At 38.4% G+C, this 24,634-nt stretch carries 27 protein-coding genes, 1 tRNA gene and 1 other RNA gene; 8 read left to right on the top strand and 21 right to left on the bottom strand.

From position 1 onward, the window contains the following. Positions 1-2 precede the first annotated feature (2 nt). Positions 3-212 (top strand): 30S ribosomal protein S21, encoded by a 210-nt coding sequence (rpsU, locus tag ACYQ0O_RS04280; RefSeq protein ID WP_459890966.1) that lies wholly within the window; start codon positions 3-5, stop codon positions 210-212. Between the two features lie 65 nt (positions 213-277). Here rpsU and ACYQ0O_RS04275 read toward each other — a convergent pair whose 3' ends face one another. The 5 genes from ACYQ0O_RS04275 to ACYQ0O_RS04255 all read right to left on the bottom strand — a co-directional run bounded on the left by ACYQ0O_RS04275 (position 278) and on the right by ACYQ0O_RS04255 (position 2,948). Further along, on the bottom strand, positions 278-616 hold the full coding sequence (locus ACYQ0O_RS04275) for a tRNA-binding protein (RefSeq protein WP_459890964.1): 339 nt from the start codon (positions 614-616) through the stop codon (positions 278-280). 185 nt (positions 617-801) lie between these two features. Continuing rightward, the gene (gene cfa, locus ACYQ0O_RS04270; protein ID WP_459890962.1) at positions 802-1,905 is read right to left on the bottom strand and encodes a cyclopropane fatty acyl phospholipid synthase; all 1,104 of its coding nucleotides are present in this window, start codon (positions 1,903-1,905) and stop codon (positions 802-804) included. Positions 1,906-2,176: 271 nt separating this feature from the next. Beyond that, a complete protein-coding gene (locus ACYQ0O_RS04265; RefSeq protein ID WP_075068857.1) occupies positions 2,177-2,386 on the bottom strand; it encodes a DUF2283 domain-containing protein in 210 nt (69 codons plus the stop codon). Further along, positions 2,377-2,595: a hypothetical protein gene (locus ACYQ0O_RS04260; RefSeq protein ID WP_459890960.1), complete on the bottom strand. Its 219-nt coding sequence runs from the start codon at positions 2,593-2,595 to the stop codon at positions 2,377-2,379. Before ACYQ0O_RS04260 ends, ACYQ0O_RS04265 begins: the two co-directional genes overlap by 10 nt. A gap of 279 nt (positions 2,596-2,874) precedes the next feature. Beyond that, a tRNA-Arg gene (locus ACYQ0O_RS04255) sits at positions 2,875-2,948 on the bottom strand. 89 nt (positions 2,949-3,037) lie between these two features. On the opposite strand from ACYQ0O_RS04255, the gene ACYQ0O_RS04250 reads away from it, so the two are divergent. Genes ACYQ0O_RS04250 through ACYQ0O_RS04230 form a run of 5 tightly spaced genes read left to right on the top strand, consistent with a single transcriptional unit; the run spans position 3,038 to position 7,307 of the window. Then, complete coding sequence (locus tag ACYQ0O_RS04250) at positions 3,038-3,601, top strand: UbiX family flavin prenyltransferase (protein ID WP_459890958.1); 564 nt, start codon at positions 3,038-3,040, stop codon at positions 3,599-3,601. 18 nt (positions 3,602-3,619) lie between these two features. Then, a complete protein-coding gene (locus ACYQ0O_RS04245; protein ID WP_075068856.1) occupies positions 3,620-4,315 on the top strand; it encodes a metal-dependent hydrolase in 696 nt (231 codons plus the stop codon). Continuing rightward, the gene (gene nadC / locus ACYQ0O_RS04240; protein WP_459890956.1) at positions 4,308-5,237 is read left to right on the top strand and encodes a carboxylating nicotinate-nucleotide diphosphorylase; all 930 of its coding nucleotides are present in this window, start codon (positions 4,308-4,310) and stop codon (positions 5,235-5,237) included. Before ACYQ0O_RS04245 ends, nadC begins: the two co-directional genes overlap by 8 nt. A 4-nt stretch (positions 5,238-5,241) precedes the next feature. Then, positions 5,242-6,858 carry an L-aspartate oxidase gene (nadB, locus tag ACYQ0O_RS04235; protein ID WP_459890954.1) on the top strand — a complete coding sequence of 539 codons (1,617 nt, stop codon included), beginning with the start codon at positions 5,242-5,244 and terminating at the stop codon, positions 6,856-6,858. Positions 6,859-6,914: 56 nt separating this feature from the next. Next, complete coding sequence (locus ACYQ0O_RS04230) at positions 6,915-7,307, top strand: PaaI family thioesterase (RefSeq protein WP_459890952.1); 393 nt, start codon at positions 6,915-6,917, stop codon at positions 7,305-7,307. A 51-nt stretch (positions 7,308-7,358) separates the two neighbouring features. Here ACYQ0O_RS04230 and ACYQ0O_RS04225 read toward each other — a convergent pair whose 3' ends face one another. From ACYQ0O_RS04225 to ACYQ0O_RS04150, 16 genes are all read right to left on the bottom strand, one after another. Beyond that, positions 7,359-8,534, bottom strand: a complete 1,176-nt coding sequence (locus ACYQ0O_RS04225; RefSeq protein ID WP_075068855.1) for a TraB/GumN family protein — start codon at positions 8,532-8,534, stop codon at positions 7,359-7,361. 7 nt (positions 8,535-8,541) lie between these two features. Then, positions 8,542-9,396 (bottom strand): UbiA-like polyprenyltransferase, encoded by an 855-nt coding sequence (locus tag ACYQ0O_RS04220; RefSeq protein WP_459890950.1) that lies wholly within the window; start codon positions 9,394-9,396, stop codon positions 8,542-8,544. Beyond that, positions 9,396-10,595 carry a tyrosine--tRNA ligase gene (gene tyrS / locus ACYQ0O_RS04215; protein WP_459890948.1) on the bottom strand — a complete coding sequence of 400 codons (1,200 nt, stop codon included), beginning with the start codon at positions 10,593-10,595 and terminating at the stop codon, positions 9,396-9,398. The genes ACYQ0O_RS04220 and tyrS overlap by 1 nt, the downstream gene beginning before the upstream one ends. Before the next feature lie 27 nt (positions 10,596-10,622). Continuing rightward, on the bottom strand, positions 10,623-12,179 hold the full coding sequence (gene rny / locus ACYQ0O_RS04210; protein WP_459890946.1) for a ribonuclease Y: 1,557 nt from the start codon (positions 12,177-12,179) through the stop codon (positions 10,623-10,625). Positions 12,180-12,308: 129 nt separating this feature from the next. Next, a non-coding RNA gene (ssrS, locus tag ACYQ0O_RS04205) (6S RNA) lies at positions 12,309-12,503 on the bottom strand. Between the two features lie 12 nt (positions 12,504-12,515). Then, on the bottom strand, positions 12,516-12,776 hold the full coding sequence (locus ACYQ0O_RS04200; RefSeq protein WP_459890944.1) for a cell division protein ZapA: 261 nt from the start codon (positions 12,774-12,776) through the stop codon (positions 12,516-12,518). A gap of 4 nt (positions 12,777-12,780) precedes the next feature. Then, positions 12,781-12,960 (bottom strand): hypothetical protein, encoded by a 180-nt coding sequence (locus ACYQ0O_RS04195; RefSeq protein WP_459890942.1) that lies wholly within the window; start codon positions 12,958-12,960, stop codon positions 12,781-12,783. 4 nt (positions 12,961-12,964) lie between these two features. Beyond that, complete coding sequence (glmU, locus tag ACYQ0O_RS04190) at positions 12,965-14,347, bottom strand: bifunctional UDP-N-acetylglucosamine diphosphorylase/glucosamine-1-phosphate N-acetyltransferase GlmU (RefSeq protein ID WP_459890940.1); 1,383 nt, start codon at positions 14,345-14,347, stop codon at positions 12,965-12,967. Between the two features lie 168 nt (positions 14,348-14,515). Then, entirely contained in the window at positions 14,516-14,926 is a 411-nt protein-coding gene (locus tag ACYQ0O_RS04185) for a F0F1 ATP synthase subunit epsilon (RefSeq protein WP_459890938.1), read from the bottom strand. 18 nt (positions 14,927-14,944) lie between these two features. Continuing rightward, positions 14,945-16,348 (bottom strand): F0F1 ATP synthase subunit beta, encoded by a 1,404-nt coding sequence (gene atpD / locus ACYQ0O_RS04180; protein WP_075068853.1) that lies wholly within the window; start codon positions 16,346-16,348, stop codon positions 14,945-14,947. Between the two features lie 14 nt (positions 16,349-16,362). Next, the gene (locus tag ACYQ0O_RS04175) at positions 16,363-17,244 is read right to left on the bottom strand and encodes a F0F1 ATP synthase subunit gamma (RefSeq protein WP_459890936.1); all 882 of its coding nucleotides are present in this window, start codon (positions 17,242-17,244) and stop codon (positions 16,363-16,365) included. Positions 17,245-17,273: 29 nt separating this feature from the next. Further along, positions 17,274-18,782 carry a F0F1 ATP synthase subunit alpha gene (gene atpA, locus ACYQ0O_RS04170; RefSeq protein WP_459890934.1) on the bottom strand — a complete coding sequence of 503 codons (1,509 nt, stop codon included), beginning with the start codon at positions 18,780-18,782 and terminating at the stop codon, positions 17,274-17,276. Between the two features lie 5 nt (positions 18,783-18,787). Then, positions 18,788-19,339, bottom strand: a complete 552-nt coding sequence (atpH, locus tag ACYQ0O_RS04165) for an ATP synthase F1 subunit delta (protein ID WP_459890932.1) — start codon at positions 19,337-19,339, stop codon at positions 18,788-18,790. After that, positions 19,336-19,914 (bottom strand): F0F1 ATP synthase subunit B, encoded by a 579-nt coding sequence (locus ACYQ0O_RS04160; RefSeq protein WP_459890930.1) that lies wholly within the window; start codon positions 19,912-19,914, stop codon positions 19,336-19,338. Before ACYQ0O_RS04160 ends, atpH begins: the two co-directional genes overlap by 4 nt. Before the next feature lie 40 nt (positions 19,915-19,954). Then, entirely contained in the window at positions 19,955-20,371 is a 417-nt protein-coding gene (locus tag ACYQ0O_RS04155; protein ID WP_459890928.1) for a F0F1 ATP synthase subunit B, read from the bottom strand. 164 nt (positions 20,372-20,535) lie between these two features. Continuing rightward, positions 20,536-21,429, bottom strand: a complete 894-nt coding sequence (locus tag ACYQ0O_RS04150) for a radical SAM protein (RefSeq protein WP_459890926.1) — start codon at positions 21,427-21,429, stop codon at positions 20,536-20,538. Between the two features lie 137 nt (positions 21,430-21,566). Between ACYQ0O_RS04150 and ACYQ0O_RS04145 the strand changes: the two genes are divergently transcribed. Both ACYQ0O_RS04145 and ACYQ0O_RS04140 read left to right on the top strand, forming a co-directional pair. After that, positions 21,567-23,435, top strand: a complete 1,869-nt coding sequence (locus ACYQ0O_RS04145; protein WP_459890925.1) for a GNAT family N-acetyltransferase — start codon at positions 21,567-21,569, stop codon at positions 23,433-23,435. A 69-nt stretch (positions 23,436-23,504) separates the two neighbouring features. Beyond that, complete coding sequence (locus ACYQ0O_RS04140) at positions 23,505-24,494, top strand: hypothetical protein (RefSeq protein WP_459890923.1); 990 nt, start codon at positions 23,505-23,507, stop codon at positions 24,492-24,494. The last annotated feature ends 140 nt before the right edge of the window (positions 24,495-24,634 follow it).

Genomic DNA, 24,634 nt, shown 5'->3' with positions numbered 1-24,634 from the left:
TTATGGCAGAGATCTTCTTAAATGAATATGACAATTTTGAAGTTGCTCTAAAAAAATTCAAGGCAAAGACAGAACAAGAGGGCATCTATTCTGAACTCAAGAAAAGATCATTCTACGAAAAACACAGTGAAAGAAGAAAGAGAAAAACACAGATGAGCCAAAAAAGAATGCTAAGAAGACTTAGACGGCTCCAGCAAAAAGGCCTGTTGTAGTTATTTAGGGGGTAGTATCCCCCTTGTCTCATCAAACTGACTACCTAAAATAACTTAAACGTGCTCTAACCCAATAAAAGTCCATTTTTTACCTTTTTATCTGGTACTGCTAATACCACTGATCCATCTTCTTGAATAAGGCCTGTAATGAGACATTCAGACATAAAAGGACCAATTTGTTTTTTAGGAAAATTTACTACACAAATTACTTGTTTGCCTATTAACTCTTCTTTTGAATACAGATCTGTGATCTGAGCGCTTGATTTTTTTATACCTATTTTCTCACCAAAATCTATCCATACCTTGTAAGCAGGTTTTCTGGCTTCTGGGAAATCTTGAACATCAATTATTGTACCAGATCTCATCTCAATTTTAATAAAATCATCCCATGTAATTGTATTCATTGTTACCTCCACTTAAGTTGTAAAAAAATTTTGCTTATTCCATTAACTCCTAAGTCTCAAGCTTTGATGTGTCTGTGTATGTGTATGTTATCTGTGTCTGTGGTCTGTAACTTCCATATACTCACACATACACATACACTCACACTTTCACATACACCCTTCATCCTTCTACCTTTCACTAATCACTATTCACTTGATCCATATGAGGCTCCTTGTTTTATAAAGACAATCTGCCATACTTGGATTGACCTAGCCCTAAATGCCCCTGCACATGAAAGCAAATAAAAATCCCACATCCTTTTAAAGACCTCAGAATATTTTTTTGATAGATCTGGCCACGCCCTTTGAAAATTTTTATACCATGCCATTAAGGTAAGGTCATAGTGGGGTCCTAAATTGTGTACATCTTCTATAATAAATAGGCCCTCCACACTCCTAGAGATCTGGGCCAAACTTGGGAGCATCCCATTTGGAAAAATATACTTATTTATCCAGGGATCAACATTCCATTTGGAAATATTACTGCCAATGGTGTGTAACAAAAAAATACCTTGGTCTTCAAGACATCTATGTACTACCTTCATAAAGGTCCTATAATTTTTGTGTCCCACATGTTCAAACATCCCAACAGATACAATTTTTGTATATTTTCCAGTTATTAGTCTATAATCAGCATCTACAAATTCCACATTAAGCCCATTACAAAATTCCTTTGCAAAATTTAACTGCTCTTTTGAAATATTCACTCCAGTTACCTTTGTACCATATTTTTCACACATATATTTTGCCAGACCACCCCATCCACATCCAATATCTAAGAGATGATCATTCTGCCCTATTTCTAATTTTTTTGCTATCAACTCTAATTTATTTATCTGCGCCTGATTTAGATCAACGGTGTTATTGAACCATGCACAACTATATTGCTTATACGGATCTAAGAATGAAAAAAACAAATCATTGTCCAGATCATAATGTCTCTTTGCAATAATCCTTGAACGGGAAAGGGATTGTAAGTTAAATAAAAGTGCTGGTAAAAACCTAATAAGATAACGTAAATTGCCTTTTACCCTTTCGTCTAAACCAGCGAGTAATATCTTACAGATGAACTCATCAATACGATCACACTCCCACCACCCTTCCATATAGGATTCACCTAGCCCTAGGCTCTTATTTTGTACAACTCTTTTGTAAAATTCCTTGTTTTTTATCCTAATATCCCAAGGTCTATTCCCATTTACCTCTATCCCAACACCCTCTAATAATTCTTTAACCATTTTCTCATACATGAGCCTCCCCCCTTAAACTTCTTGTTCATATCATGCTTCTTCCCAAAAAAAATCTTCCATCCATAAAGTAGTAATTTTTAGCATAAATTTTATCACCTTCTTTGCTCGCAATGTTTATTGAAAATCAACAGTCCAAAAGGATCAAAGAGGGAAATGTGTACAAGGGGATTAAGGGAATTAATAAGGTTGGAATTCCACAATTATATCTACGGGCAATGCAGGACTTGAACCTGCGACCTCCAGCTATGAAAGTAATGTTTCCATGGTTACATTAGACTGTTTCCTCTACTTTTTCTAGGAACAGATCCTGACCTGAATTTTGAAACCTGGACCATCCCATTATTTCATAAGACACTATTTCATTTTTTTCATTATAATCTACCACAACACCTTTTCCTTCTCTGTATTCACTTTCTACTATGGGATCATCCTTCAATACAATGGTTAACGTGTCTGTATCTGGATCATACCTTATTCGCATAAACCTTTTCTCCTCAATGTTCTGTCGAAGTATGCAGTTATAATAATTATTTCATTACCTCTATACTCTATTACTATCTTTAAACATCTTCCATTTATCTTTTTTATTCTCCACTCTCTATTAGAAAAAATATCATCTGGCAAATTAAAATCAGGATTGGAAGCAAACTCAATAATCTTCTCTGGAGTTACCCCATATTTTAAAAACATATACTTTCTTTACTTCCATCTCTTCACAACATGATCTGATAATATAAACTTCATGATAACTACTTTCTAGGTCAATAATACAATTTTTCTGCTATATTTTTAGCTCAAAGGAATTTAGATAAGCCTATACAGAGTCTTTAGCAAGGGGGACAAAGGTAACACATTGAAATTTAAATACAAAAATAGATTCTAAGGAATAGAGACTAAATAAAATTTATAGGTCCCCAAAGGGCTTATTTAACACAAGAATTTATCTTTATAATTAATTTAACTCAGTTACGGGCAATGCAGGACTTGAACCTGCGACCTCCAGCTCCGGAGGCTGGTGCTCTATCCACCTGAGCTAATTGCCCGTGTCTTGCAATTTAACCAAGCAAATAACACCTTGTCAACCTCACCTTATTTGTTTACTCTAAATAAAAATCACTTAATGTGTTGTATTATGAAAAAATTATTACTTGCTATTACCGGGGCCAGCGGCACCATCTATGGACTAAGACTATTTGAATATCTATTACACATAGGTGTGGATGTGGATATTATTGTGTCTTCAGCTGGTAAAAAGGTCTTGTTTATGGAAAATCAGGTGAATCTTGAATTTTTCAAAAAAAAAGGAGTCCATATATACACCCATGATCAAATTGATGCCCCTCCTGCTAGTGGTTCGTACAGACATAATGGGATGGTTATATGTCCCTGCTCCATGGCCACCCTTGGGGCTATTGCCAATGGATTTGGAAACAATTTAATTCACAGATCAGCAGATGTAACATTGAAAGAAGGTAGAAAATTAATACTTGTTTTAAGGGAGACCCCTTTAAACACTATACACATTGAAAATATGTTAAAGACCGCCCAATCTGGTGCAACCATCTTTCCTGCTTGTCCAGGATTCTATAACAAGCCAAAAACCATATCTGATTTAGTTGACCATATAGTGTGCAGGATATTAGATCAATTGGGGATAGAAAACAACATATCTCCCAGGTGGGAGGGTAAACCTTAAGGATAAGGAGGTGAAGGGATGAAAAAGAGGATAAAATGGCATGGTCATGCCTGTTTTCAGGTAAATTCACAGTGGGGGAATATTTTAATTGATCCCTGGTTTAATGACAATCCATCGTGTTCCATTAGTGCAAGTGAATGTAAAGATATCCAGTTGGTGCTGGTTACCCACGACCACTTTGACCACGTTGGAGAAGCAGTTGAAATATGCCAAAACACCGGAGCAAAACTGGGAGCTATTGTTGAAACTGCATTGAAATTAAAAGAAATGGGAATTGATGAAAATCAAATCATAAATGGAATTGGATTTAATATTGGTGGAACCATTGAGGAAAATGGCATAAAAGTAACAATGGTGGAGGCCCACCACTCATCTGCATCAGGTACTCCTGTTGGATATATAATCCAATTTCCAGACAACTACACAATATATCACGCAGGTGATACCTCTATATTTGCTTCAATGCAAACTTATGGAGACATTTTTGATATTGACCTGGCGATGCTCCCCATTGGTGGTGTATTTACAATGGACCCAAAACAGGCAGCATATGCATGTAAGTTATTAAAATGCAAAAATGTGATCCCCATGCACTGGGGCTCTTTTCCTGTTTTAGAACACAACACTTCAAATTTTGAGGAAAGCATAAAAGAGTTTGGGGTAAATACCAATGTAATTTCTCTAAAACCTGGTGAGGAAATTGAAGTTGAGTAGAAAAATTAAAGGGGAGTTTAACTCCCCTGATTTTAATTACTTAAAATCTAGGTTATATAAAGATTTTAACCTATTTTTTGATTTTTTTAACCAAAAGAGATGGCAATTCATTATAGATATTGTTCACCTGGCTTTAATTGAAGATGGAGAAGATCTCACATCAAAAGGGATCTTTCAACAAGATGATACAACTAGTGCATATATAATTGCTAAACAAGATGCACTTTGTTCGTCTCTACCCTTGATTGATATAATACTATTATGCTTATCAGATGGAAATAAAGTAATCTACCATAAAAAAGACGGAGATAGGGTCTTAAAAGGAGAAAAAATTGCTGTAATTTCAGGTCCAGCAACAGATATATTAAAAGCAGAAAGGGTTATACTGAATTTTTTATCCCATCTATTTGGCATCTCAACATACACAAATCTATTTATACAAAAATTAAAAGGTTCCACCACAAAACTCCTAGACACCAGAAAAACCCTACCAGGCCTGAGATATTTGGAAAAATATGCAGTTTCAATAGGTGGAGGTCAAAATCACAGAATGGATCTATCTGAAATGTTAATGGTGAAGGACAATCATATAGATAGAGCAGGATCAATAAAAAATGCAGTTCTGTCGCTTAGACATAAATACAACAAATTTTGTCCTCCTATCATTGTAGAGTGTAGGAATATAGATGAGGTAAAAGAAGCAGTTCAACTAAAAGTTCATAGAATACTCCTTGATAATATGAATCCCAAACAAATACAAGAATGTGTTAAAATAATCCCTCCTCATATTGAAATTGAAATTAGTGGGGGTATTAATTTGGACAATATAGAAAACTTTGCACATCTTGGAGCCAATTACATTTCAGTGGGGGCCATAACAAAGGATGCTCCTTCAGTGGATCTTAGTATGAGTATATTATAAAAATATGGATACAGGAGAAACTCATCTTATGCTCAATGAAAAAAATAGAATATACATAAAGGTACTTGTAATTGGAACTGGCATTGCTGGATGTAGCGTTGCACTTACCCTTGCCAATAAAGGAATACCTGTTACATTGGTAACCTCAGGTGAAGATATTGATACAGGAAACACACCACTGGCACAGGGAGGGATTGTATATAAAGGAATAGACGACTCTCCAAAACTCTTACAAAAAGATATACTTACTGCAGGATGGAACTATAATTATCTAAAGTCAGTTAATTTTTTGAGCAAAAAAGGTCCTGAAGTAGTAAATAATATACTAATTAAGGAGCTTAACATACCATTTGAAAAACATTATGACTCTTCTTTTAAACTCACAAAAGAAGGTGGTCATTCTTTAAATAGGATATTATATTGTGGAGACTATACAGGCAGGGCTATAATTGATGGATTTATAAAAAAAATAAAGAACCATCCAAACATAACCATACTTACCAAACACACTGCCATAGACCTGATCACATCTCATCACCACTCCACAAAACTGGAGTTTAAATACCATATACTCAATCAATGTATAGGGGCATATATCTATAATCAAGAACTAGACGTGGTAGAGACTATAATGGCTGACTACACTGTGCTTGCCACTGGCGGAGTAGGACAGATATATCTCCATACAACTAACTCTCCCACTTCCATAGGTTCAGGGTTGGTCATGGCCTATCGAAGTGGTGCCAGGGTTATGAATTGTGAGTTTGTCCAGTTTCATCCAACTGCCCTATATGAAAGGGGAGGACAAAAATTTTTAATTTCAGAGGCATTGAGGGGTGAAGGCGCCAGGTTTGTGAGGATTGATGGAACTCCATTTATGAAGGAATACGATCCAAGGGGAGATCTAGCTCCAAGGGACATAGTAACCAGGGCAATTGTAGAAGAGATGTTAAAAACTGGGGATGATTTTGTATATTTAGATGCAGCTGATTTTGTGAAAAAAGACATCCCCAAAAGATTTCCAACAATCTATAAAAGGTGTTTAGACGCTGGATATGATATTACTAAAGAGCCCATCCCAGTGGTCCCAGCAGCCCACTTTTTCTGTGGTGGTGTGTTGGTAGATTTGGAAGGTAAGACCACCTTAAATAGACTCTATGCAGTGGGAGAGGTTAGTTGCACTGGAGTACATGGAGCAAACCGTCTTGCCAGCACTTCTCTCTTGGAAGGTCTTGTATGGGGACATACTGCTGGTCTATCAATATCAAAGAGACTTCAAAAAAAGACACAATTGTCAAAAAGGTTAATGGACAGCATACCAAATTGGTCCCTACCTGGCACAAATGACAATGAAGATCCGGCTCTAATTGCCCAGGATTGGCTTACAATAAAACACACCATGTGGAACTATGTTGGAATTGCAAGGACAACTTCAAGGTTAAAAAGAGCACGTGAAGACTTAAATAATTTGAGTAAAAGACTCTATGAATTCTACAGGAATACACCAATCAGTAAAAATCTAATAGACCTCTTCCACGGATGCCAAAGTTCAATTATTATAACCAATGCAGCATACAGGAACACAAAGACAGTGGGATGTCATTTTAGAGTGAACAAATAGATTCCCCAATAATCTACGAAAATGGTTCCAAGAACTACAAACTGAGGAGTCATTGTATGAGTCATAAATTTCAAAATACACACAAAAAAATTAATCCTCAGCTATGGGGTGAAGTATCCTCCATTAAAAATAACACTGCCGAGGTTAAACTGGTTTTAACACATGAGATGGCAGCAGATGAATATGGTTTAATACATGGAGGAACAATCTTTGGTGTGGCAGACTATGCTGCAATGGTTGCAGTGAACCATCCTCATGTGGTTCTTGCCAAGGCAGATGTAAAATTTTTAAAGCCGTGCCAGGTTGGCGATGAAATAATTGCCAAGGCCTCTATTACCAATAAGGAAGGAAAAAAATTCCTTGTTAGGGTGGAAGTAAAACGGAATGATGATATTGTATTTGTAGGAGATTTTTTGTGCATTATTCCTAAAAAACATGTTCTTTCATAATTCACCTCAAAAAAATATCCATACTTTTCATTGCAATACAGTTTAAATTACTCAAAACAATTTGCTAGCTATCATACTTCCAGCTAAAAATGTACCAATGGAACTGCCAATATTTGCAAATGCCACAACCAGAAGTATCTTGGTCACTGGATTTGTCCAAAAACCCTTTACAGAGGTAATGGCTGTGGGAAGTTCTTCAATATCATGGACCCTGGGTTTCCTCACCCATGCCTGCACCAGTCCTGCTACCCAACCTGCAGCTATCATGGGGTTTAGACTTGTAATAGGTGCAGCTAAAAATGCTGAAACAATGGTTAGTGGATGGGCAAGAGCCAGTGCCACACCAAGTGCGGAAAGGGTCCCATTGACTCCAACCCATATTGAAATGGACTCGTATGAAAACTCCTTCCCACCCTTTATAAAACCATAGGTAAGCAGTCCAATAATCAAAAGGGGTATCAACCACTTTAAAAACTGAACTATTTTCCCCTTTTTAGGTATTGTCTCAAGGGGGGTTATATCATTTTGTTTGTGAATATTGGAAACAATTCCATTTACATGTCCATAGCCAACAACTGCTACAATTCTCTTTCCAGGAGCAGATTTTATCTTTTCTGCAAGATATACATCCCTTTCATCTATTAATCTCTGTTTTACTTCGGGAAGGGACCTGGCAACTTCTTCTAAGGCAATCTCAAGCTGGTCCTTTTGCCTCAATTTCTCAATATCTTCCTCGCTTATGTCATCTGTGGAAAAAACAGAGCTGAGCATAAGGCCAAGTAGCTTCATTTTTTTTAAAAAACTTAGATACCCCCACACCCTTTTTAAAGTGACATTAACATCCCTGTCAGCTAAAACTACTTGGGCCCCTATTTCCTTTGCTGCCTCAACTGCTTCTATCATATCAGCCCCTGGTCTTACTCCCAATTTCTCACCTATTTTCTTATAAAAGGAAGAAAGCACAAGTTGCATGAGAAGATAAAAGGCCTTATTTTGTTTAATAACTTTAACTATATCCATATCCTTCCATTTATCCTCATTGAATATGGACTCATACCTGGACTCACAGAGCTCCACACAAACGGACTCAGGCCTGATCTCACTTATTACTTCCCTAACTTCCCTGACACTGTCCCTGGATACATGGGCAGTACCAAGAATAAATATCTCTTTTTCCTGATAATCTACTTTAACCAATTTCCCATCTAATCTTTCTAATATATCCATAATACTCTTACCTTACAAAAATATCTAAAATCACCGCAACAAGTAGTATACACGACACATATGCATTTAATGTAAAAAATGCCAAATTTATCTTATCAAGGCTATTTTCAGTAACAATTAAATGTTCTGCAATAAGGATACAACTTATCACAAACCACCCAATGAAATATATTGGTCCCAGGCCAGCTACCCAACCACCAAAAAAGAAAAAAATAATGGACAGAGCATGGGAAAAGGACGATATCCATAATGCTGAACCAACACCTAATTTTGATGGAACAGAAAAGAGTCCCAACTCCCTATCAAAATCCCAATCCTGTATACTGTATAAAATATCAAAACCAGCAACCCAAAATAATACCCCAAATCCAAACAAAACTGGTATTGGGTGAAAATGGGGGTTTACTCCAAGCCAACCACCAATGGGTGCCATTGCCAGGACTGATCCCAACCAGAAATGGCAAATAGAGGTAAATCTTTTTGTAAAGCTATATAGCCCCCCCCACAATAGGGCAAAGAATGAAAGATAGAAACAGAGTTTATTTAGCCCATAACAGGCCAGCACAAAAATTAAAGAAAAGATAAGGGAAAACCCCCATGCTTCTTTTAAAGAAAGTTCACCAGTCACTAATGGTCTATTACGTGTCCTGGGATTTATTTTGTCATACTTTAAATCTATAATCCTATTCATTGCCATTGCAAAGGACCTCATCCCAACCATGGCAATTGAAATCAAAATAAATGGCTTTAGCCCTGGCCAGCTTGAATTAACTAAAAAGCAACCAATATAGGCAAAAGGAAGGGCAAATAGGGAGTGTTCTATCTTTATCATTTTTAAAAATAGCCTGAATTTATTAAGCATTATTGTCTCCTGATCACCTTTAAAAATCTCCTTTTACCAACTTTTACCACAAATTCACCCACATCAAATCCCATAAATGGATCGTGGGCCTTTTTTCCATCAATGGAGATTGCATTTTGCTTAATTAATCTTCTCACCTCACTCTTTGACTTGCAGAGACCTTTATTCACCAATAAATCCATTAAAGTAATTTCAGGACCATCTATAACTTCCTCTGGGATGTCTGATGGGATATTGTGTTTTGAAAACACCCTGTTAAATTCTTCCTGTGCCTTTTTGGCCTCAGATATTCCATGGAACCTTGCTGTTATCTCAAATGCCAGGTCCTCCTTTGCCTTTTTGGGATGCATTTTCCCTGCTTCAATATCCCTTTTCATCTTTTCTATATATGCAGAATCCCTATCTGATAGGAGTTCATAATACCTGAACATGAGCTCATCTGATATGGACATGAGTTTTCCAAACATATCAAAAGGGGGATCTTCTATTGCAATATAATTTCCAAGGGACTTACTCATCTTATTGACACCATCAAGTCCCTCTAAAAGAGGCATGGTAATAATGACCTGGGGTTCCATCCCCTCTTGCTTTTGTAAAGTCCTCCCTACCAGGAGATTAAATTTCTGGTCTGTGCCTCCAAGTTCCACATCCGCCCTCATGGCCACAGAGTCATAGCCCTGAATCAAGGGGTATAGGAACTCATGGATGGCAATGGGTCTATTTTCTTTAAACCTCTTTGAAAAATCATCCCTCTCTAGCATCCTGGCCACTGTATACCTGGAACATAACCTTATAAAATCTACAGCTGTAAATTTATCCATCCACTGGGAATTGAACATTATCTCTGTCTTTTCTTCATCCAATATCTTAAATATCTGTTTCTTATAAGTCTCAGCGTTTTTTAAAATTTCTTCCCTGGTTAGGGGTTTTCTTGTCTCAGACTTACCAGTTGGATCACCAATCATACCGGTAAAATCACCAATTAAAAACAGGACCTTGTGTCCAAGATCCTGAAAATGCTTTAATTTTTGAATAAGTACAGTGTGTCCAAGGTGTAGGTCTGGGGCAGTTGGGTCAAACCCTGCCTTAACCCTTAAGGGTACTTTTTTTTGTAATTTTTTAATGAGCTCTTCTTCTTCTATTACCTCAACTGCACCCCGCCAAATTAGATCCATTGCGCTTTTTACGTCTGTTTCCATGATAATTTCTCCTCTTAACTCTTAACTTTACCTGGCATATTCAACAGCACGCTTTTCCCTAATACAGGTCACCTTAATCTGACCAGGATATGTCAATTGTTCCTCTATCTTTTTTGCAATCTCCTTACAGAGTAAATAGGTTTCATTTTCATCTACCCTGTCGCAGTCAACCATTACCCTAAGTTCTCTACCTGCTTGTATTGCATATGCCTTTGTTACCCCTTCAAAGGAAAGGGCCACATTTTCCAACTCTTCCAATCTCTTCACATAGTGTTCAAGCAACTCTTTTCTTGCCCCTGGCCTTGCCCCAGAAAGACTATCTGCTGCCTGTACCAAAACAGCAAGTACTGTCTCTGGTTGTATGTCTTCATGATGGGCGGCTATGGCGTGTACAACTTCCTCTGATTCCCCATATTTTTTAGCCAAATCTGCCCCTATAAGTGCGTGGGGACCTTCTATCTCATGGTCAACGGCCTTGCCTATATCGTGCAAAAGCCCTGCCCTTTTAGCCATTTTTACATCTAATTTGAGTTCAGCAGCCATAATCCCACACAAAAATGCAACCTCCAGAGAATGGCTGAGCACATTTTGAGTAAAACTGGTCCTATAATATAGATGTCCAAGCAAACGAACAAGTTCAGGGTGAATCCCGTGAACACCCACGTCAAAAGTAGCCTGTTCGCCTATCTCCCTTAGTTTTATATCCATCTCCTTGTCCACTTTTTGAACCACGTCTTCAATCCTGGCTGGATGAATGCGACCATCGGTGATAAGCCGCTCAAGTACTACCTTTGCCTTTTCCCGTCTCAAAGGATTAAAGGCCGATAACACTACAGTCTCTGGTGTGTCGTCTATGATTAGATCAACCCCTGTGGCTGCTTCAAAGGCCCTTATATTCCTGCCTTCTCTTCCTATAATCCGTCCCTTCATCTCCTCATTTGGGAGTTCCACCACAGTTACTGTATTATCAATTACATATTCACCTGAATATTTCTGTATAGCAGTGGCCAAAATTTCCTGGGCCTTTCTATCAGCCATTTCCTTTGCCTCTGCTTCTATTTGTCTTATCATCCTGGCAGCCTCGTGCCTTATACTGGACTCTATTTCCTGCAAAAGCCTCTCTTTAGCCTCTTCCTTTGTGAGTCCTGATATCTCTTCTAATTTTCTTTGTTGCTCTGCAATTAGTGCATCTACCTCGTCTTTCTTTTTTAGCACTTCTTGCTCTAGTTTAGAGAGGCTTTTCTCCATTTCCACTAACTCGGCCTCTTTTTTGGCCAGTTTTTCTTGCTTAGCCTCTAACCTCTCTTCCTTTTGATGTAATCTAACTTCTTGTTTTTTTAAATTGTTTTCCCTTTCCTTTGCCTCTTGTTCAAGCTCCTTCTTCTGCTGAAATATTTCATCCTTTGCCTGAATTAGATACTCCTTTTTCCTTGCCTCTGCCTCCTTCTCTGCATCTTTAATGATCTTTTCAGCCTCTTTTTTGGCCCGCTCAATCTCTATATCCACATTGTATTTTTTGATAAGAAAGCCCACTGCTAAACCAATAATAAATGTGATCACACCAATTAAAAATGCATAGTCCATAATATATCTCCTTGTTTTATATTTTTTCAGATCAGAAAATTGATCTGGTAAAAAATTTACAATCTATTTTGGGCAAATAAAAGACAAGGCCTAAATTTAGGGAAGCAAATGGGATGGGTTTCTACGAACTAAGTCCCCGAGGGATACGTGTTGCAGGCCATTTTGAACCTGGCTTAGCCAGGTGGGTGCCACTAGTAGCCATCAGGCTTCCCAAACCCCTAAAAAAGGAATTGGGCATGCACAACAGGCTACAAGAAGCGGCTCCCGTTATTTTGCTGTTGGCTCAAAAATGGTACCTCCAATCACGCTATCCCCCAGGGAGATATTGAGACAAAATCATTTTTTTTCTATTTTTTCCAGAAGTTGCTTGAGCTTTATTTCTGTGTCTTGCAACTTCCGTTTTGTCTGTAATAAATCATCGGCCAGACCCAAGGCTACTAATATTAAAAGCTTCTCATTGCTGAGTCTGGAGCCAAAAGTATTTAATTTATCAAATCTATCTAAAACTACCTTTTTTGCTTCCTGGATTCGGGCCTCATCTACATTTGCCCTAAATGAGACCTCCTGTCCCAAAATTGTTAGTCGATAAGTCGGCATTAATTTATGTTATATCTATATCTTCCATTTTTTGCAATAAATTATCTATTTTTTTTGATACTTGCTCCCTTATACCCTTTTCCCTAATAAGTTCTTCTTTTAGTTGTTTATTCTCCTCTTCCAACTCTCTCAATTTACCTAGTAAATGATCTATTTTTTTTTCCAGTAAATCTAAAATTTCCATATTATTATTTCTTTCTTCTGGTTAAATTCTTTTGCCTGGCTCTGGCAACAGCAAGGCAATCTTCTGGCACATCCTTGGTTATAGTTGAACCAGCTCCAATGAGGGCATTGTCTCCAATGGTTACTGGAGCCACTATTGATGTATTGCTCCCAACAAAGACATTTTTGCCAATCTTGGTGTTATGTTTTGCCTTTCCATCGTAATTGCAGGTAATGGTACCTGCACCAATATTTGTACCCTCCCCAATAAAACTATCCCCAAGGTAGGTTAAATGGGATGCCTTCACCCCTTTTTCCAACACTGATTTTTTAATTTCAACAAAATTTCCTACTTTTACCTCTCCAATAATCTCGGTCCCTGGCCTTAACCTGGCAAAAGGACCTATGGTGGATTTTGGGCCTATTTTTATTCCTTCAAGGTGGGAAAAACTAAAGATCCCACAATTATCTGCTATTTTACAATTTCTAATCCATACATGAGAATCAACAACCGACCCTCTATCAATGGAGGTCTCCCCATAAACCTCTGATGGACCAGTTATCTGAACCCCTGACGCAATATTAACTTTAGGCCCTATCCTGCAAAGGTGGGGCCTATAAATAGTTACTCCATTATCTAACAGACCATCTACAATCCTTTCCCTGAGGATTTCATCGCATACAGCAAGTTCCTTACAGGAATTAATTCCCAAAAATTCCTTAAGCCTTCCAAGATTATGAGCATAAACACTCATTCCATCAGATACCAATAGATCCACTAAATCTGTCAAATAATATTCACCCTGTTTGTTTTTGCAATCCAATTTAAACAAATAATCCCTGATATGGACAAGGTTTATAAAGTAAATACCAGTATTTACTTCTCTTATCCTTGCTATATGAGAATCTTGTATATCCTTTTCCTCTATTATTCCCTTCACATAACCCCTATCATCCCTAATAACCCTTCCATATCCAGTTGGATCGTCCAGATTTATAGTGACAAAGGATAACGGAATATCCTTATCAAGGGCATGGTTTATAATGGGCAATATTTTTGGCATGTTAAGAAGTGGAACATCCCCATTTACAACCAAGACCCACTCATAGCCCCTGTTTACAAGGATATCATAGGCACACTGCAAAGCATGACCCGTTCCAAGCTGCTCCCTCTGATATACTTTATTTTCCCTAACAAAGGGAAGTGTATCCTCAATCATATTGGCCATATACCCAAGCACATAAAAAATATCTCGTCTATGAAAGACTTCGCATAAGGCCTGATCCACATACCAGAGCATGGGCTCGTCTAAAAGTTTATGTAATACCTTGGGGAACACAGATTTCATTCTAGTGCCCTTTCCAGCGGAAAGGACCAGTGAGCAGATTCCATTGCATAATTTTTCCATACCCTCACCTCGAAAAAGTAAACATAAAAAGTATAATCTTATACCAACGATTAAGCAAGACAAATTTGGACATAGCAAAATGACCACATCCAACTATTATTATAAAACAAAAAAGGGATCCCTCATCCAAGAGATCCCTTCGAAAAATCTGTTTCATGCAGGCTTTGGTTACATGCCCACTTTTTCCTTTGTCTGGATTCTCTGGATTGCCCTCATAAGGGCAGCCCTTGCCCTTGTATAGTCTATTTCTTCACTTTTTTGTTGTAGCCTTCTCTCTGCCCTTTCTTTGGCCTTTCTTGCCCTTTCAACATCTATCTCCTCGGCCCTTTCCGCTGATTCAGCAAGGATTGTAATGGATTCACCATCTACCTCAGCAAAACCACCAGAGACAAAAACGTACTTTGTATCCCCACCTTTTTTGTAATACAAGGAACCAATAGAGAGAGCAGATAGATATGGTATGTGATTTTTTAGCACACCAAATTGTCCCATTACCCCTGGAACACCTACATAATCTACCTCTTCGCTTAGAACCACCCTATCTGGGGTGACTATTTCTAATTTTATTGTACTTGCCATGGCTTATACCCACTTTGTTTACATTGATTTTGCCTTCTCTATTGCGTCCTCAATTGTTCCTACCATGTAAAATGCATTTTCAGGTAGGTCGTCGTGTTTTCCATCAATAATTTCTCTAAATCCCCTAATTGTATCTTCGGTCTTTACATATACACCTGCTCTACCTGTAAACTGTTCAGCAACGTGGAATGGCTGGGATAGGAACCTCTGAATCTTTCTTGCCCTGGATACAACGAGTTTATCTTCGTCAGATAGCTCTTCCATACCAAGGATTGCAATGATGTCTTGAAGGTCTTTATACCTCTGCAAGATCTGCTGAACATCACGTGCAGTCCTATAATGCTCTTCGCCCAATATATTTGGATCCAAAATCCTTGAGGTAGAATCCAAGGGATCAACTGCAGGGTAGATGCCCAACTCTGCAATTTGCCTAGACAGAACCAAAGTACCATCTAAGTGGGAAAATGTGGTAGCTGGTGCTGGGTCTGTCAAGTCGTCTGCTGGTACGTAAATAGCCTGGACTGATGTAATTGAACCCTTGTTGGTAGAGGTAATCCTTTCCTCAAGCTCACCAAGGTCAGTTGCCAGAGTTGGCTGATATCCAACTGCAGAAGGCATACGACCAAGAAGTGCAGACACCTCCATATTTGCCTGGGTAAATCTAAAGATGTTGTCAATAAAAAGAAGTACGTCTTCACCATCTACGTCCCTGAAGTATTCAGCAACAGTAAGAGCAGTTAGTGCAACCCTTGCCCTGGCTCCTGGGGGCTCATTCATCTGACCATATACTAGAGCTGCATTTGGAAGAACACCTGCTTCTTTCATCTCAAGGTACAAATCATTACCTTCCCTTGTCCTCTCACCAACCCCTGCAAAAACTGACTTACCACCATGCTGTTTAGCAATATTGTTGATCATCTCCATGAGGATAACTGTCTTACCAACACCTGCACCACCGAACAATCCCATTTTACCACCCTTTGGAAATGGGATCATCAAATCAACAACCTTGATACCAGTTTCAAGCAGTTCAACCTTTGTAGACTGCTCAGTAAAGGATGGGGCTGGTCTGTGAATTGGCCAAAATTCCTCTGCCTCTACTGGTCCCATTTCGTCCACTGGACGACCAACAACATTTAAAATCCTGCCCAATGCAGGCTTACCAACAGGTGTGGCAATTGGTTGCCCAGTGTCCAGACACTTCATACCACGAACCAAACCATCTGTTGTGTCCATGGCAACACATCTCACAACATTGTCACCGAGCTGCTGGGCAACTTCAAGTATCAACGCCTCTTCTTCAGACCTACTTGGATCCAATACCTTAATACCATTTAAGATATTGGGCAATTTGCCCTCTTCAAACTCAACGTCTACAACAGCTCCTAAAACTTGAACTATTTTTCCTATATTCTCACTCATTACTTCCCCCTTATTTATCCTTTTAATGCCTCTGCACCGCCAACAATATCAAGTAACTCGGCGGTGATGGCAGCTTGCCTTGCCTTATTATAAGCCAGTGTTAGCTTGTGGATCATTTCGTCACAGTTCTTAGAAGCAGTGTCCATAGCAGTCATCCTTGCTGCATGCTCACTTGCTGAGGTATCTAACATTCCCCTGTATACCTGTACCTTAATAAACCTTGGTAAAAGCTCAGCTAAAAGACCTTCTACTGAAGGTTCATACATATAAAGCGCCTTTGGCCCTTTTTCTTCCTCTTCTTCTGTCTCAGGCTGGGTAACTGGTAAAATCTTCAGGGATACAGGCTCTTGCCTTAAGATACTTACAAACTGACCGTAGATTAGAAAAACTTCATCTACCACATGGTCTTCATATGCCTTAATAATTTCAAGACCTATCTTGTTTGCAAGGGTAAAGTCAAAATTGTCCATAACCCCAACATAAGAGTTCAAAACCTCTACACCCTCGGCCTTTTTTGCAGCATGAGCCGCCTTTCTACCTACAGCAAGTACCTTAACGGCCTTTCCCTCTCCACTCTTTTCCCTAATTAACCTCTCAGCCTTATTTATTAAATTTGTATTAAAGGCTCCACAAAGTCCCCTCTCTGAAGTAATAAGAACAATTCCTGTGGATTTTATCTCCTCCCTTGGCTCTAGCAGAGGATGGACACTTACATCCACACCCTTGGATAGGTCCTTTAACATTTCATAATATTTATCAGCATAGGGCCTGAACTTTTCTATCCTCTCCTGGGCACGTCTTAGCTTTGCTGACGCCACCATGTTCATTGCCCTTGTAATCTGCTGGGTCTTTTGTACTGACTCTATTTTCTTTTTAACATCCTTCAATGAAGGCATGGATTTTCCCCTTTTTCCTTAATAAAGTGTTAGGCCTGAAAAGTCTTCTTGAATTCCTCCAATGCAGCTTTCAACTTCTCCTCTGTTGCCTCATCTAAATCATTGGTCTCCTTAATTGCATTTAGTATATCACCCTTGGAATTTCTCATGAACTCAAGAAATTCCTTTTCAAATTTTGAAACAGCTTCAACAGGTACATCGTCTAAATATCCACGGGTCCCTGCGTATAATACAACCACCTGTTCTTGAACAGGAAGTGGCTGATATTGAGGTTGCTTTAAGAGCTCCATCATCCTCTTACCACGCTCTAACCTCTGCATGGTAGCCTTGTCCAAGTCAGATCCAAACTGGGCAAATGCCGCCAATTCTCTGTACTGGGCAAGGTCTAGACGAAGGGTACCTGCAACCTTTTTCATTGCCTTTACCTGAGCAGAACCACCAACCCTTGATACTGAAAGACCAACGTTAATTGCAGGCCTAAAACCAGCGTTGAACAAGTCAGGCTCAAGATATACCTGGCCATCTGTAATTGAGATAACGTTTGTTGGAATATATGCAGAAACGTCACCAGCCTGGGTCTCAATTATTGGAAGTGCTGTTAATGAACCAGCTCCATGTTTATCATCTAATTTTGCAGCACGTTCAAGTAGCCTAGAATGCAAATAGAAAATATCACCAGGAAATGCTTCACGTCCTGGAGGACGTCTGAGAAGCAAGGACATCTGTCTGTATGCAACTGCCTGTTTTGATAAGTCATCGTATATAATTAAGGCGTGCTTACCACTATCTCTAAAATACTCAGCCATTGTACACCCACTGTAAGGTGCAATGTACTGAAGGGCAGCTGGATCAGATGCAGTAGCTGAAATTATTGTGGTATATTCCATTGCACCATGTTTCCTCAAGGTCTCTGCTACCAGGGCAACTGTGGATTTCTTCTGGCCTATTGCAACATAAAAACAATATACATCGCTCTCTTTTTGTGCCAAAATAGCATCAATACAAATTGCTGTCTTACCCACCTGCCTATCACCAATGATTAGCTCACGTTGACCCCTCCCAATTGGAGTCATTGCATCAACAGCCTTGAGACCAGTGTACATTGGCTCATGAACTGGTTTTCTCACAATAATACCAGGTGCTTTGATCTCAACCAACCTGGTCTCTTTCATGGATACAGGGCCAAGACCATCTAGGGGATTACCCACAGGGTCTATGACCCTACCAACTACTGCATCTCCTACAGGAACTGAAAAAACCCTTCCTGTTCTCTTTACAATGTCTCCTTCTTTGATGTGGGTATCTTCTCCAAGGAGTGCAACACCAACATTATCTTCTTCCAGGTTTAGAGCAACTCCATATATCTCACCAGGAAACTCAAGAAGCTCCATGGACATACAATTCTCAAGTCCATACACCCTGGCAATTCCATCACCCACTGACAGGACCACACCGGTCTCTGCCATTTCCATTTTTTCCTCATAGCTTTTTATCTGATCTTGAATAATTTTGGTAATTTCTTCTGATCTAATTTGCATGGCCACTACTCACCCCTTTTTATTTTTTCTTTCAATATATTTAATTGGGCCCTTAAACTGGCATCATACACCTTATCCCCAACCTTTAAGACCACACCACCTAAAATACCCTTGTCCACCTGAAAATCTAAAACAAACTTCTTGGCCATCTTCTCCTCTAAGCTCTTTCTAATGCTCTCTTTCTTATCATCATTTAAATCAATAGCAGTAACAAGATGACCACGAACAATACCTTCAAATAAATCAAGTAACTTTTGATAATAGTTCCTTATATCTAGGATATAAGGAAGACGTTTTTTTTCAGCCAGGAGCATAAAGAAATTTTTAACAACCTTGGAGGCGCCTATTTTATCAAGGATCTTACCTATTAGGACCTTTTTGTCCTCCACCCTGATAACAGGATTTTTAAAAATCCTAAGCAAAATAGGCTCACTCTCCACAAGGTCACAAAAGGCCCCAAGTTCCGCGCCATATTTCCTCAAGGCCTCAGGACCTTCCTCCTGGCCAATTGCGAACAATGCCCTGGAGTACCTTTTTGCTATTATTTCCTGTTTCAATTGAGCACCACCTTTGTTAGATATTTATCAATTAATTGTTCCTGTTCCTTAACCCCTAGCCTACTCAAAATTATCTTCTCAGCAGACTCAATAATCTTGTCTGCCATCTCAGCCCTAATTAATTCTATAGCTTGTTCAAATTCTTGCTGGGCCTTTATCTCCGCCTGCTTTTTAATTTCTTCAGCGTCCTTATAGGCCTTTTCTATTATGGCACTTTTTATTGCCTCACCCTGACGCCTGGCCTCAGCCAAAATTTCCTCCCTCTCCTGCTCCACATTTGCAATGCGAGCCTCTACTTCTTTTAATTTCTGTTCAGCTTCACTCCGCCTTTTTTCAAGGGATTTAAATTTACTTTCAATATCTCTGGTCCTCCCCCCAAAAAAATCTTTTATCTTGCTGCCTGCCAACTTATAGATAATACCCAAAAATAGGGCAAAATTTACACAACGCCAAAAAAAGTCTTTCCAGGCAGCAGCAGAAGAGGCTTCCTCAGAACCATGGCCAGAGGCCCAAACAACACTCCCCATAAGAAGGAGAGCCAGAACCAACAATGTCCTTTTTATTATTTTTTTCAAAACCAACCTCCTTAAACCTCTTTTTTTCTATTATTGGGATTTAAGCCATAACCCTTTGTGCCACCATATTTGCATACTCGTCTACTTTGGCCAGAAGTTCTTGCTTTACAGAGCTTACCTGTTTCTCAAGGTCCTCACGTGCAGCCATTAGCTTTGCCTGGGCCTCTTCCTTTGCTTTAGTAAGTACAACCTGTTCTTCTTTTACACCTTCAGCCTTAAAATCATTTTTTAGTTTTGAGGCCTCAACCCTGGCTTGATTTAATTGCTCTTCATAATTTTTCAATTTTTCACCTGCCTGTTCATTAAATTGTTCAATGTCAGACAGATAACCAGAAAGCCTCTCCTGTCTCTGCTTTAGTATCCCCCTAATGGGACGATACAAAATAAGATTTAACACAGCCAGCAAGATCAAAAAATTTACCAGTTGAATAAAAAAGGTAATGTTTAGCTCTATCATAGAATTGCCCTCCAACCTTGTTTTTTGTGTGTTATTAGGACTTTGTGAAAATTGTTACAAATTGGAGTCTGTTTATCTCATTTCCACCTGTCTGTCAAAGATTTTTTTAAAACTCAGTTTAAAAACTGATTACTTTGTTCACTATTTCACAACCAACCTATTCATTAAAGTGCGCGCATCCACTCGGGCTTAAGGCCAATCTTCCCTTTTATTGCTTTGTCAATCATCTCTAACGCACCTTTTTTCCCTTCTGGATATTTTATCTTTAACGGGAGATAGTTTGAAGCATGGTTTGAAGTGAAAAGGCCATGGGTAAGATCAGTAAACCTTATCATTTCCCTAAGTTCCATTAGCATTCCATATTTGTCTGGAAGTTCAAATTCACCCCTCTCATATTTATCGTGTAAAGGAGTTCCAGGTATTAACATAAGTGTGAGTGCGCCCACATAGTCAGGATCCATTTTTGTAAGCAATTCTCCAGTTGCCCTTGCATGCTCAAGGGATCTCATTCTACCTGCAATTCCAAGAAGCACAGTAACAGAGAGTTTTATACCAGAGAGCTTAACCTTTTTTGCAAGCTCAACATATTCAGAAGAAGTAGCTCCTTTATTAATATCCTTTAAAACTTCATCGTCTCCACTCTCTACCCCAAGATATATAATACCCAACTTTTTCTCTTTGAGCTCAATTAGCTCTTCTAAGGTCTTTTTTCTAAGGCTTTTTGCATTTGCATAGGTACCTATCCTCTCGAGCCAGGGCAGATGTTTATTTATGGCATCAATTAAAGGAACTAGCTTTCTCTTAGGGATAATAAGTGCATCTCCATCCATTAAAAACAACCTATTTTGATTTCTCATATATTTGGAAGCAAATAATATATCGCTGAACACTATGTCCCATTCTTTTATCCTAAATCTCTTTTGTTTATATGTGCCACAAAAAGTGCATTTATTGTGAGAACAACCAACAGTTACCTGAAGTAAAATACTGAAGGCCTCACTTGGTGGTCTTATACAAAACCCTTCATAATGCATGCCTTCACCTAAATCTATAACCATAAAACCTCCCTAAAATTCTTTGATTTTGAGTTTCTTGACCTATCATTATGAATGATATATTCATATATCATTAACTCACTTGGTTTTTTGGTACATACACTAAAAACAAAAATCAACAACCTGGAGAATAAAAAAACATGGATCTACCTGATATATGTTCAAAAAAGCTGGTAGGTGTGGAACAAGCAATTAGAAAGATAAAAAATGGAAGTCGGGTCTTTGTGGGCACAGGATGTGGAGAACCCCAACACCTCATCAGGGAAATGGTAAAAGACCAAAATCTCCAGGATATAGTCATCTATCAAATGCTCTCCTCCACCTTTGGGGATTATATAGATGATGAAAATTTTTTGAGGAGATTCTCCCTTAAGTTATTTTTCATAAGTTTAAAGATGCGCCAGGCGGCATTTGAAGGAAAAATAGACTACATCCCCGCATACTTATCTGAAATCCCAGAGTTATTCTATTCAAAATCCATAGGGCTTGATGTAGCTTTAATTCAGGTTTCCCCACCAGATAAATTTGGATATTGCAGCTTAGGGATATCAGTTGATATAACTTATGCTGGACTTAAGAGCGCAGACCTGGTTATTGCGCAAATAAATCCCAGAATGCCCAGGACATGGGGAGATAGTCTAATACATATAGACGACATAGACTATCTTGTTTTTTATGAAGAACCATTGGTAGAAGCAGTGCCCAGAAAAAAGAACAAAGAAATAATTGAGAGAATAGCATTCTATGTGAATCAGCTCATAGATGATGAAGCAACACTCCAGGTGGGATTTGGCCATCTACCCGATGCCATATTACCTTACCTTATGAATAAAAAGGATCTTGGAATACACACCCAAGTCATAACTGATGGTTTTCTTCCCTTGTTTGAAAATAAGGTAATAACAAACAGAAAAAAATCTTACCTCCCAGACAGAGCAGTAGCATCCCTTTGTATGGGAACTGAAAAATTGTATAATTTTGTAAACAACAACCCCATGTTTTATTTTAAGTCTTCTGATTTTGTAAATGATCCCAACATAATAGCAAAAAATGACCATTTTATTTCGCTGAGCTCAGCACTTGAAGTGGATATAACTGGCCAGATCTGTACAGATTCAAAGGGATATTTGTTCTACAGTGGAATTGGTGACCAGGTAGACTTCATAAGGGGTTCAAAGATGTCAAAAGGTGGTTTTTCAATAATTGCCTTACCTTCAACTGCCCAGGATGGGAAGGTTTCCAGGATAGTACCACAGTTAAGCGAAGGTGCTGGAGTAGCAACAACCAGGGCAGACGTGGACATTGTGGTTACTGAGTATGGAATAGCAGAACTCTATGGAAAGTCCATATACCAAAGGGTGATGGAGCTGGCCCAAATTGCACATCCAAAGTTCAGAGAAGAACTAATTAATGAAGCCAAAAAGAAACACTACATTTTCCCAGATCAATTACCTCCCAAAAAAGAAGACCTCATATTTATTGAAAAATATAAATACAATTACACCCTTCCCAATGGCAGGAACATTGAATTTAGGCCACTTCTTCCCTCAGATGAATTTGCTTCAAGAAATTTCTTTTATTCTTTAAAAGATACAACTGTATATTACAGGTTTTTCCAAAAAAAGAAGGTCTTTTCCAGACAAATGCTCCAGAATGAGTGGGCCAGGGTGGACTACAGAAAAAATATGACAATGGTGGGACTACTCCAAAAGGGGAGAAAAAAGGAAATTGTGGCAATTGGTTCATATGCTAGTTCAGATATAAGTAAAGAGTATGCAGAAGTGGCCTTTGTGGTTAGAGATGATCTGCAAAATATGGGGATTGGATCGTTTTTACTCAAACTCCTTGAGAAAATTGCAAAAGAAAACGGATACAAAGGATTTATAGCCACTGTTTTAATAGACAATACAAAGATGATCCACGTGTTTAAAAAGAGATACCATAATGCCAAGCTCAAAAGAGGGTATGGTGGAGAAGTTGAAATTTATATGGATTTTCCAGAAGAATAACTAAAATATTTTCCCCCTAAATTTTATCCCTCCCATGTCGATTAAGATATGAAAAAGGAGGGATAAACCATGAAAATAAATTCCTCAATCCTCTACCTTAACACTCAATATAACAAAATATCCTATGACCAGGATCCATCAAAAGAAAACCAGCTATCACCACAAAATTTAAAAAATATATCAACACCCCAAACCAGGGACTCTGTTTCTATATCCAGCACAAATCAGGAAGGTTTAAAGAACCTATCTTCTGATAATCTAAAGATGTTGGAATCCATAATTGAAAAGTTTACAGGCAAAGATGTTGAGATTGTAGATATAGATAAATTTGATTTTTCACATATGGAAAAGACGCTACTCTCAGAACACCTGAATTATAAAGGCAATTTCCGCCATCAGGCAAACATGAATAAACTTGGTTACAACAAATTTTACAAAGATATTGAAAAGGTAAAAATGGACATGGAACTAACTGTTGAAACCGAAGATGGCAAAAAGTTAGATGTGAATATTGAGCTGGGATTGTCCCAGGAGTTCATACAAAAAACCAATTTTAAGATGAATTCCAGAGAGATATCACACCAGATGGTACTAAATTTAAAAACCAGGAAAGATACCTTGCTTAAATCCAATTTTAATTTTGAAATTGATATAAAGCCCCTCTCCCTGAATGGTTCAAAATCTACCATACCGAAAAATACAACCACAGCCCAGCCAAAGGATAATGGACATATAATTGAAGACAAAACAAACTTTAAGTCCCCAGATAATCCAGAGTCAGTTCAAAAACTCCAGCTAACAGAACAAAATACCCCCCCTACAGGGGGTCATGGAGAAGAAAAACAAGATGAGAAAAAAATGGATGTCTTAAACTCCATTTTTTCTCTTTTCAATGTATGGTCAACTGAAAATGATGGAAAAAAATTCTTACTGGCCATGGGGCTCATTGCTGAAGATAAAATCTATCTATATCCAACTAATAAACCAGGAGGAAATATCCAGGGAAACAGGGAAAATCAACTGAATGATAAGACCCCTGCCACTCAAACTACTGGTTAAGGTCTTTATCTTTATAAGGGCAGTCTGAATTTGAGCAACCCACGCATGGGGAGCCTTCTTTGGTTTTGTCAAAAATTTGCATAAATCTTTTAATCAAGAGGGCTCCTGCAATAACTACAGCCATTATCACAATAAAAATG

The organism is Desulfothermus okinawensis JCM 13304, from assembly GCF_054654515.1.
The sequence above is the reverse complement of the archived record's forward strand: the minus strand, read 5'-3'. Positions and strand labels throughout refer to the sequence as shown.

What these genes read in the sequence shown, in the direction of transcription:
- rpsU (WP_459890966.1), top strand. Translation starts at nt 3, where the DNA reads ATGGCAGAGATCTTCTTAAATGAATATGACAATTTTGAAGTTGCTCTA.
- ACYQ0O_RS04275 (WP_459890964.1), bottom strand. Translation starts at nt 616, where the DNA reads ATGAATACAATTACATGGGATGATTTTATTAAAATTGAGATGAGATCT.
- cfa (WP_459890962.1), bottom strand. Translation starts at nt 1,905, where the DNA reads ATGTATGAGAAAATGGTTAAAGAATTATTAGAGGGTGTTGGGATAGAG.
- ACYQ0O_RS04265 (WP_075068857.1), bottom strand. Translation starts at nt 2,386, where the DNA reads ATGCGAATAAGGTATGATCCAGATACAGACACGTTAACCATTGTATTG.
- ACYQ0O_RS04260 (WP_459890960.1), bottom strand. Translation starts at nt 2,595, where the DNA reads ATGTTTTTAAAATATGGGGTAACTCCAGAGAAGATTATTGAGTTTGCT.
- ACYQ0O_RS04250 (WP_459890958.1), top strand. Translation starts at nt 3,038, where the DNA reads ATGAAAAAATTATTACTTGCTATTACCGGGGCCAGCGGCACCATCTAT.
- ACYQ0O_RS04245 (WP_075068856.1), top strand. Translation starts at nt 3,620, where the DNA reads ATGAAAAAGAGGATAAAATGGCATGGTCATGCCTGTTTTCAGGTAAAT.
- nadB (WP_459890954.1), top strand. Translation starts at nt 5,242, where the DNA reads ATGGATACAGGAGAAACTCATCTTATGCTCAATGAAAAAAATAGAATA.
- ACYQ0O_RS04230 (WP_459890952.1), top strand. Translation starts at nt 6,915, where the DNA reads ATGAGTCATAAATTTCAAAATACACACAAAAAAATTAATCCTCAGCTA.
- ACYQ0O_RS04225 (WP_075068855.1), bottom strand. Translation starts at nt 8,534, where the DNA reads ATGGATATATTAGAAAGATTAGATGGGAAATTGGTTAAAGTAGATTAT.
- ACYQ0O_RS04220 (WP_459890950.1), bottom strand. Translation starts at nt 9,396, where the DNA reads ATGCTTAATAAATTCAGGCTATTTTTAAAAATGATAAAGATAGAACAC.
- tyrS (WP_459890948.1), bottom strand. Translation starts at nt 10,595, where the DNA reads ATGGAAACAGACGTAAAAAGCGCAATGGATCTAATTTGGCGGGGTGCA.
- rny (WP_459890946.1), bottom strand. Translation starts at nt 12,179, where the DNA reads ATGGACTATGCATTTTTAATTGGTGTGATCACATTTATTATTGGTTTA.
- ACYQ0O_RS04200 (WP_459890944.1), bottom strand. Translation starts at nt 12,776, where the DNA reads ATGCCGACTTATCGACTAACAATTTTGGGACAGGAGGTCTCATTTAGG.
- ACYQ0O_RS04195 (WP_459890942.1), bottom strand. Translation starts at nt 12,960, where the DNA reads ATGGAAATTTTAGATTTACTGGAAAAAAAAATAGATCATTTACTAGGT.
- glmU (WP_459890940.1), bottom strand. Translation starts at nt 14,347, where the DNA reads ATGGAAAAATTATGCAATGGAATCTGCTCACTGGTCCTTTCCGCTGGA.
- ACYQ0O_RS04185 (WP_459890938.1), bottom strand. Translation starts at nt 14,926, where the DNA reads ATGGCAAGTACAATAAAATTAGAAATAGTCACCCCAGATAGGGTGGTT.
- atpD (WP_075068853.1), bottom strand. Translation starts at nt 16,348, where the DNA reads ATGAGTGAGAATATAGGAAAAATAGTTCAAGTTTTAGGAGCTGTTGTA.
- ACYQ0O_RS04175 (WP_459890936.1), bottom strand. Translation starts at nt 17,244, where the DNA reads ATGCCTTCATTGAAGGATGTTAAAAAGAAAATAGAGTCAGTACAAAAG.
- atpA (WP_459890934.1), bottom strand. Translation starts at nt 18,782, where the DNA reads ATGCAAATTAGATCAGAAGAAATTACCAAAATTATTCAAGATCAGATA.
- ACYQ0O_RS04155 (WP_459890928.1), bottom strand. Translation starts at nt 20,371, where the DNA reads ATGATAGAGCTAAACATTACCTTTTTTATTCAACTGGTAAATTTTTTG.
- ACYQ0O_RS04150 (WP_459890926.1), bottom strand. Translation starts at nt 21,429, where the DNA reads ATGGTTATAGATTTAGGTGAAGGCATGCATTATGAAGGGTTTTGTATA.
- ACYQ0O_RS04145 (WP_459890925.1), top strand. Translation starts at nt 21,567, where the DNA reads ATGGATCTACCTGATATATGTTCAAAAAAGCTGGTAGGTGTGGAACAA.
- ACYQ0O_RS04140 (WP_459890923.1), top strand. Translation starts at nt 23,505, where the DNA reads ATGAAAATAAATTCCTCAATCCTCTACCTTAACACTCAATATAACAAA.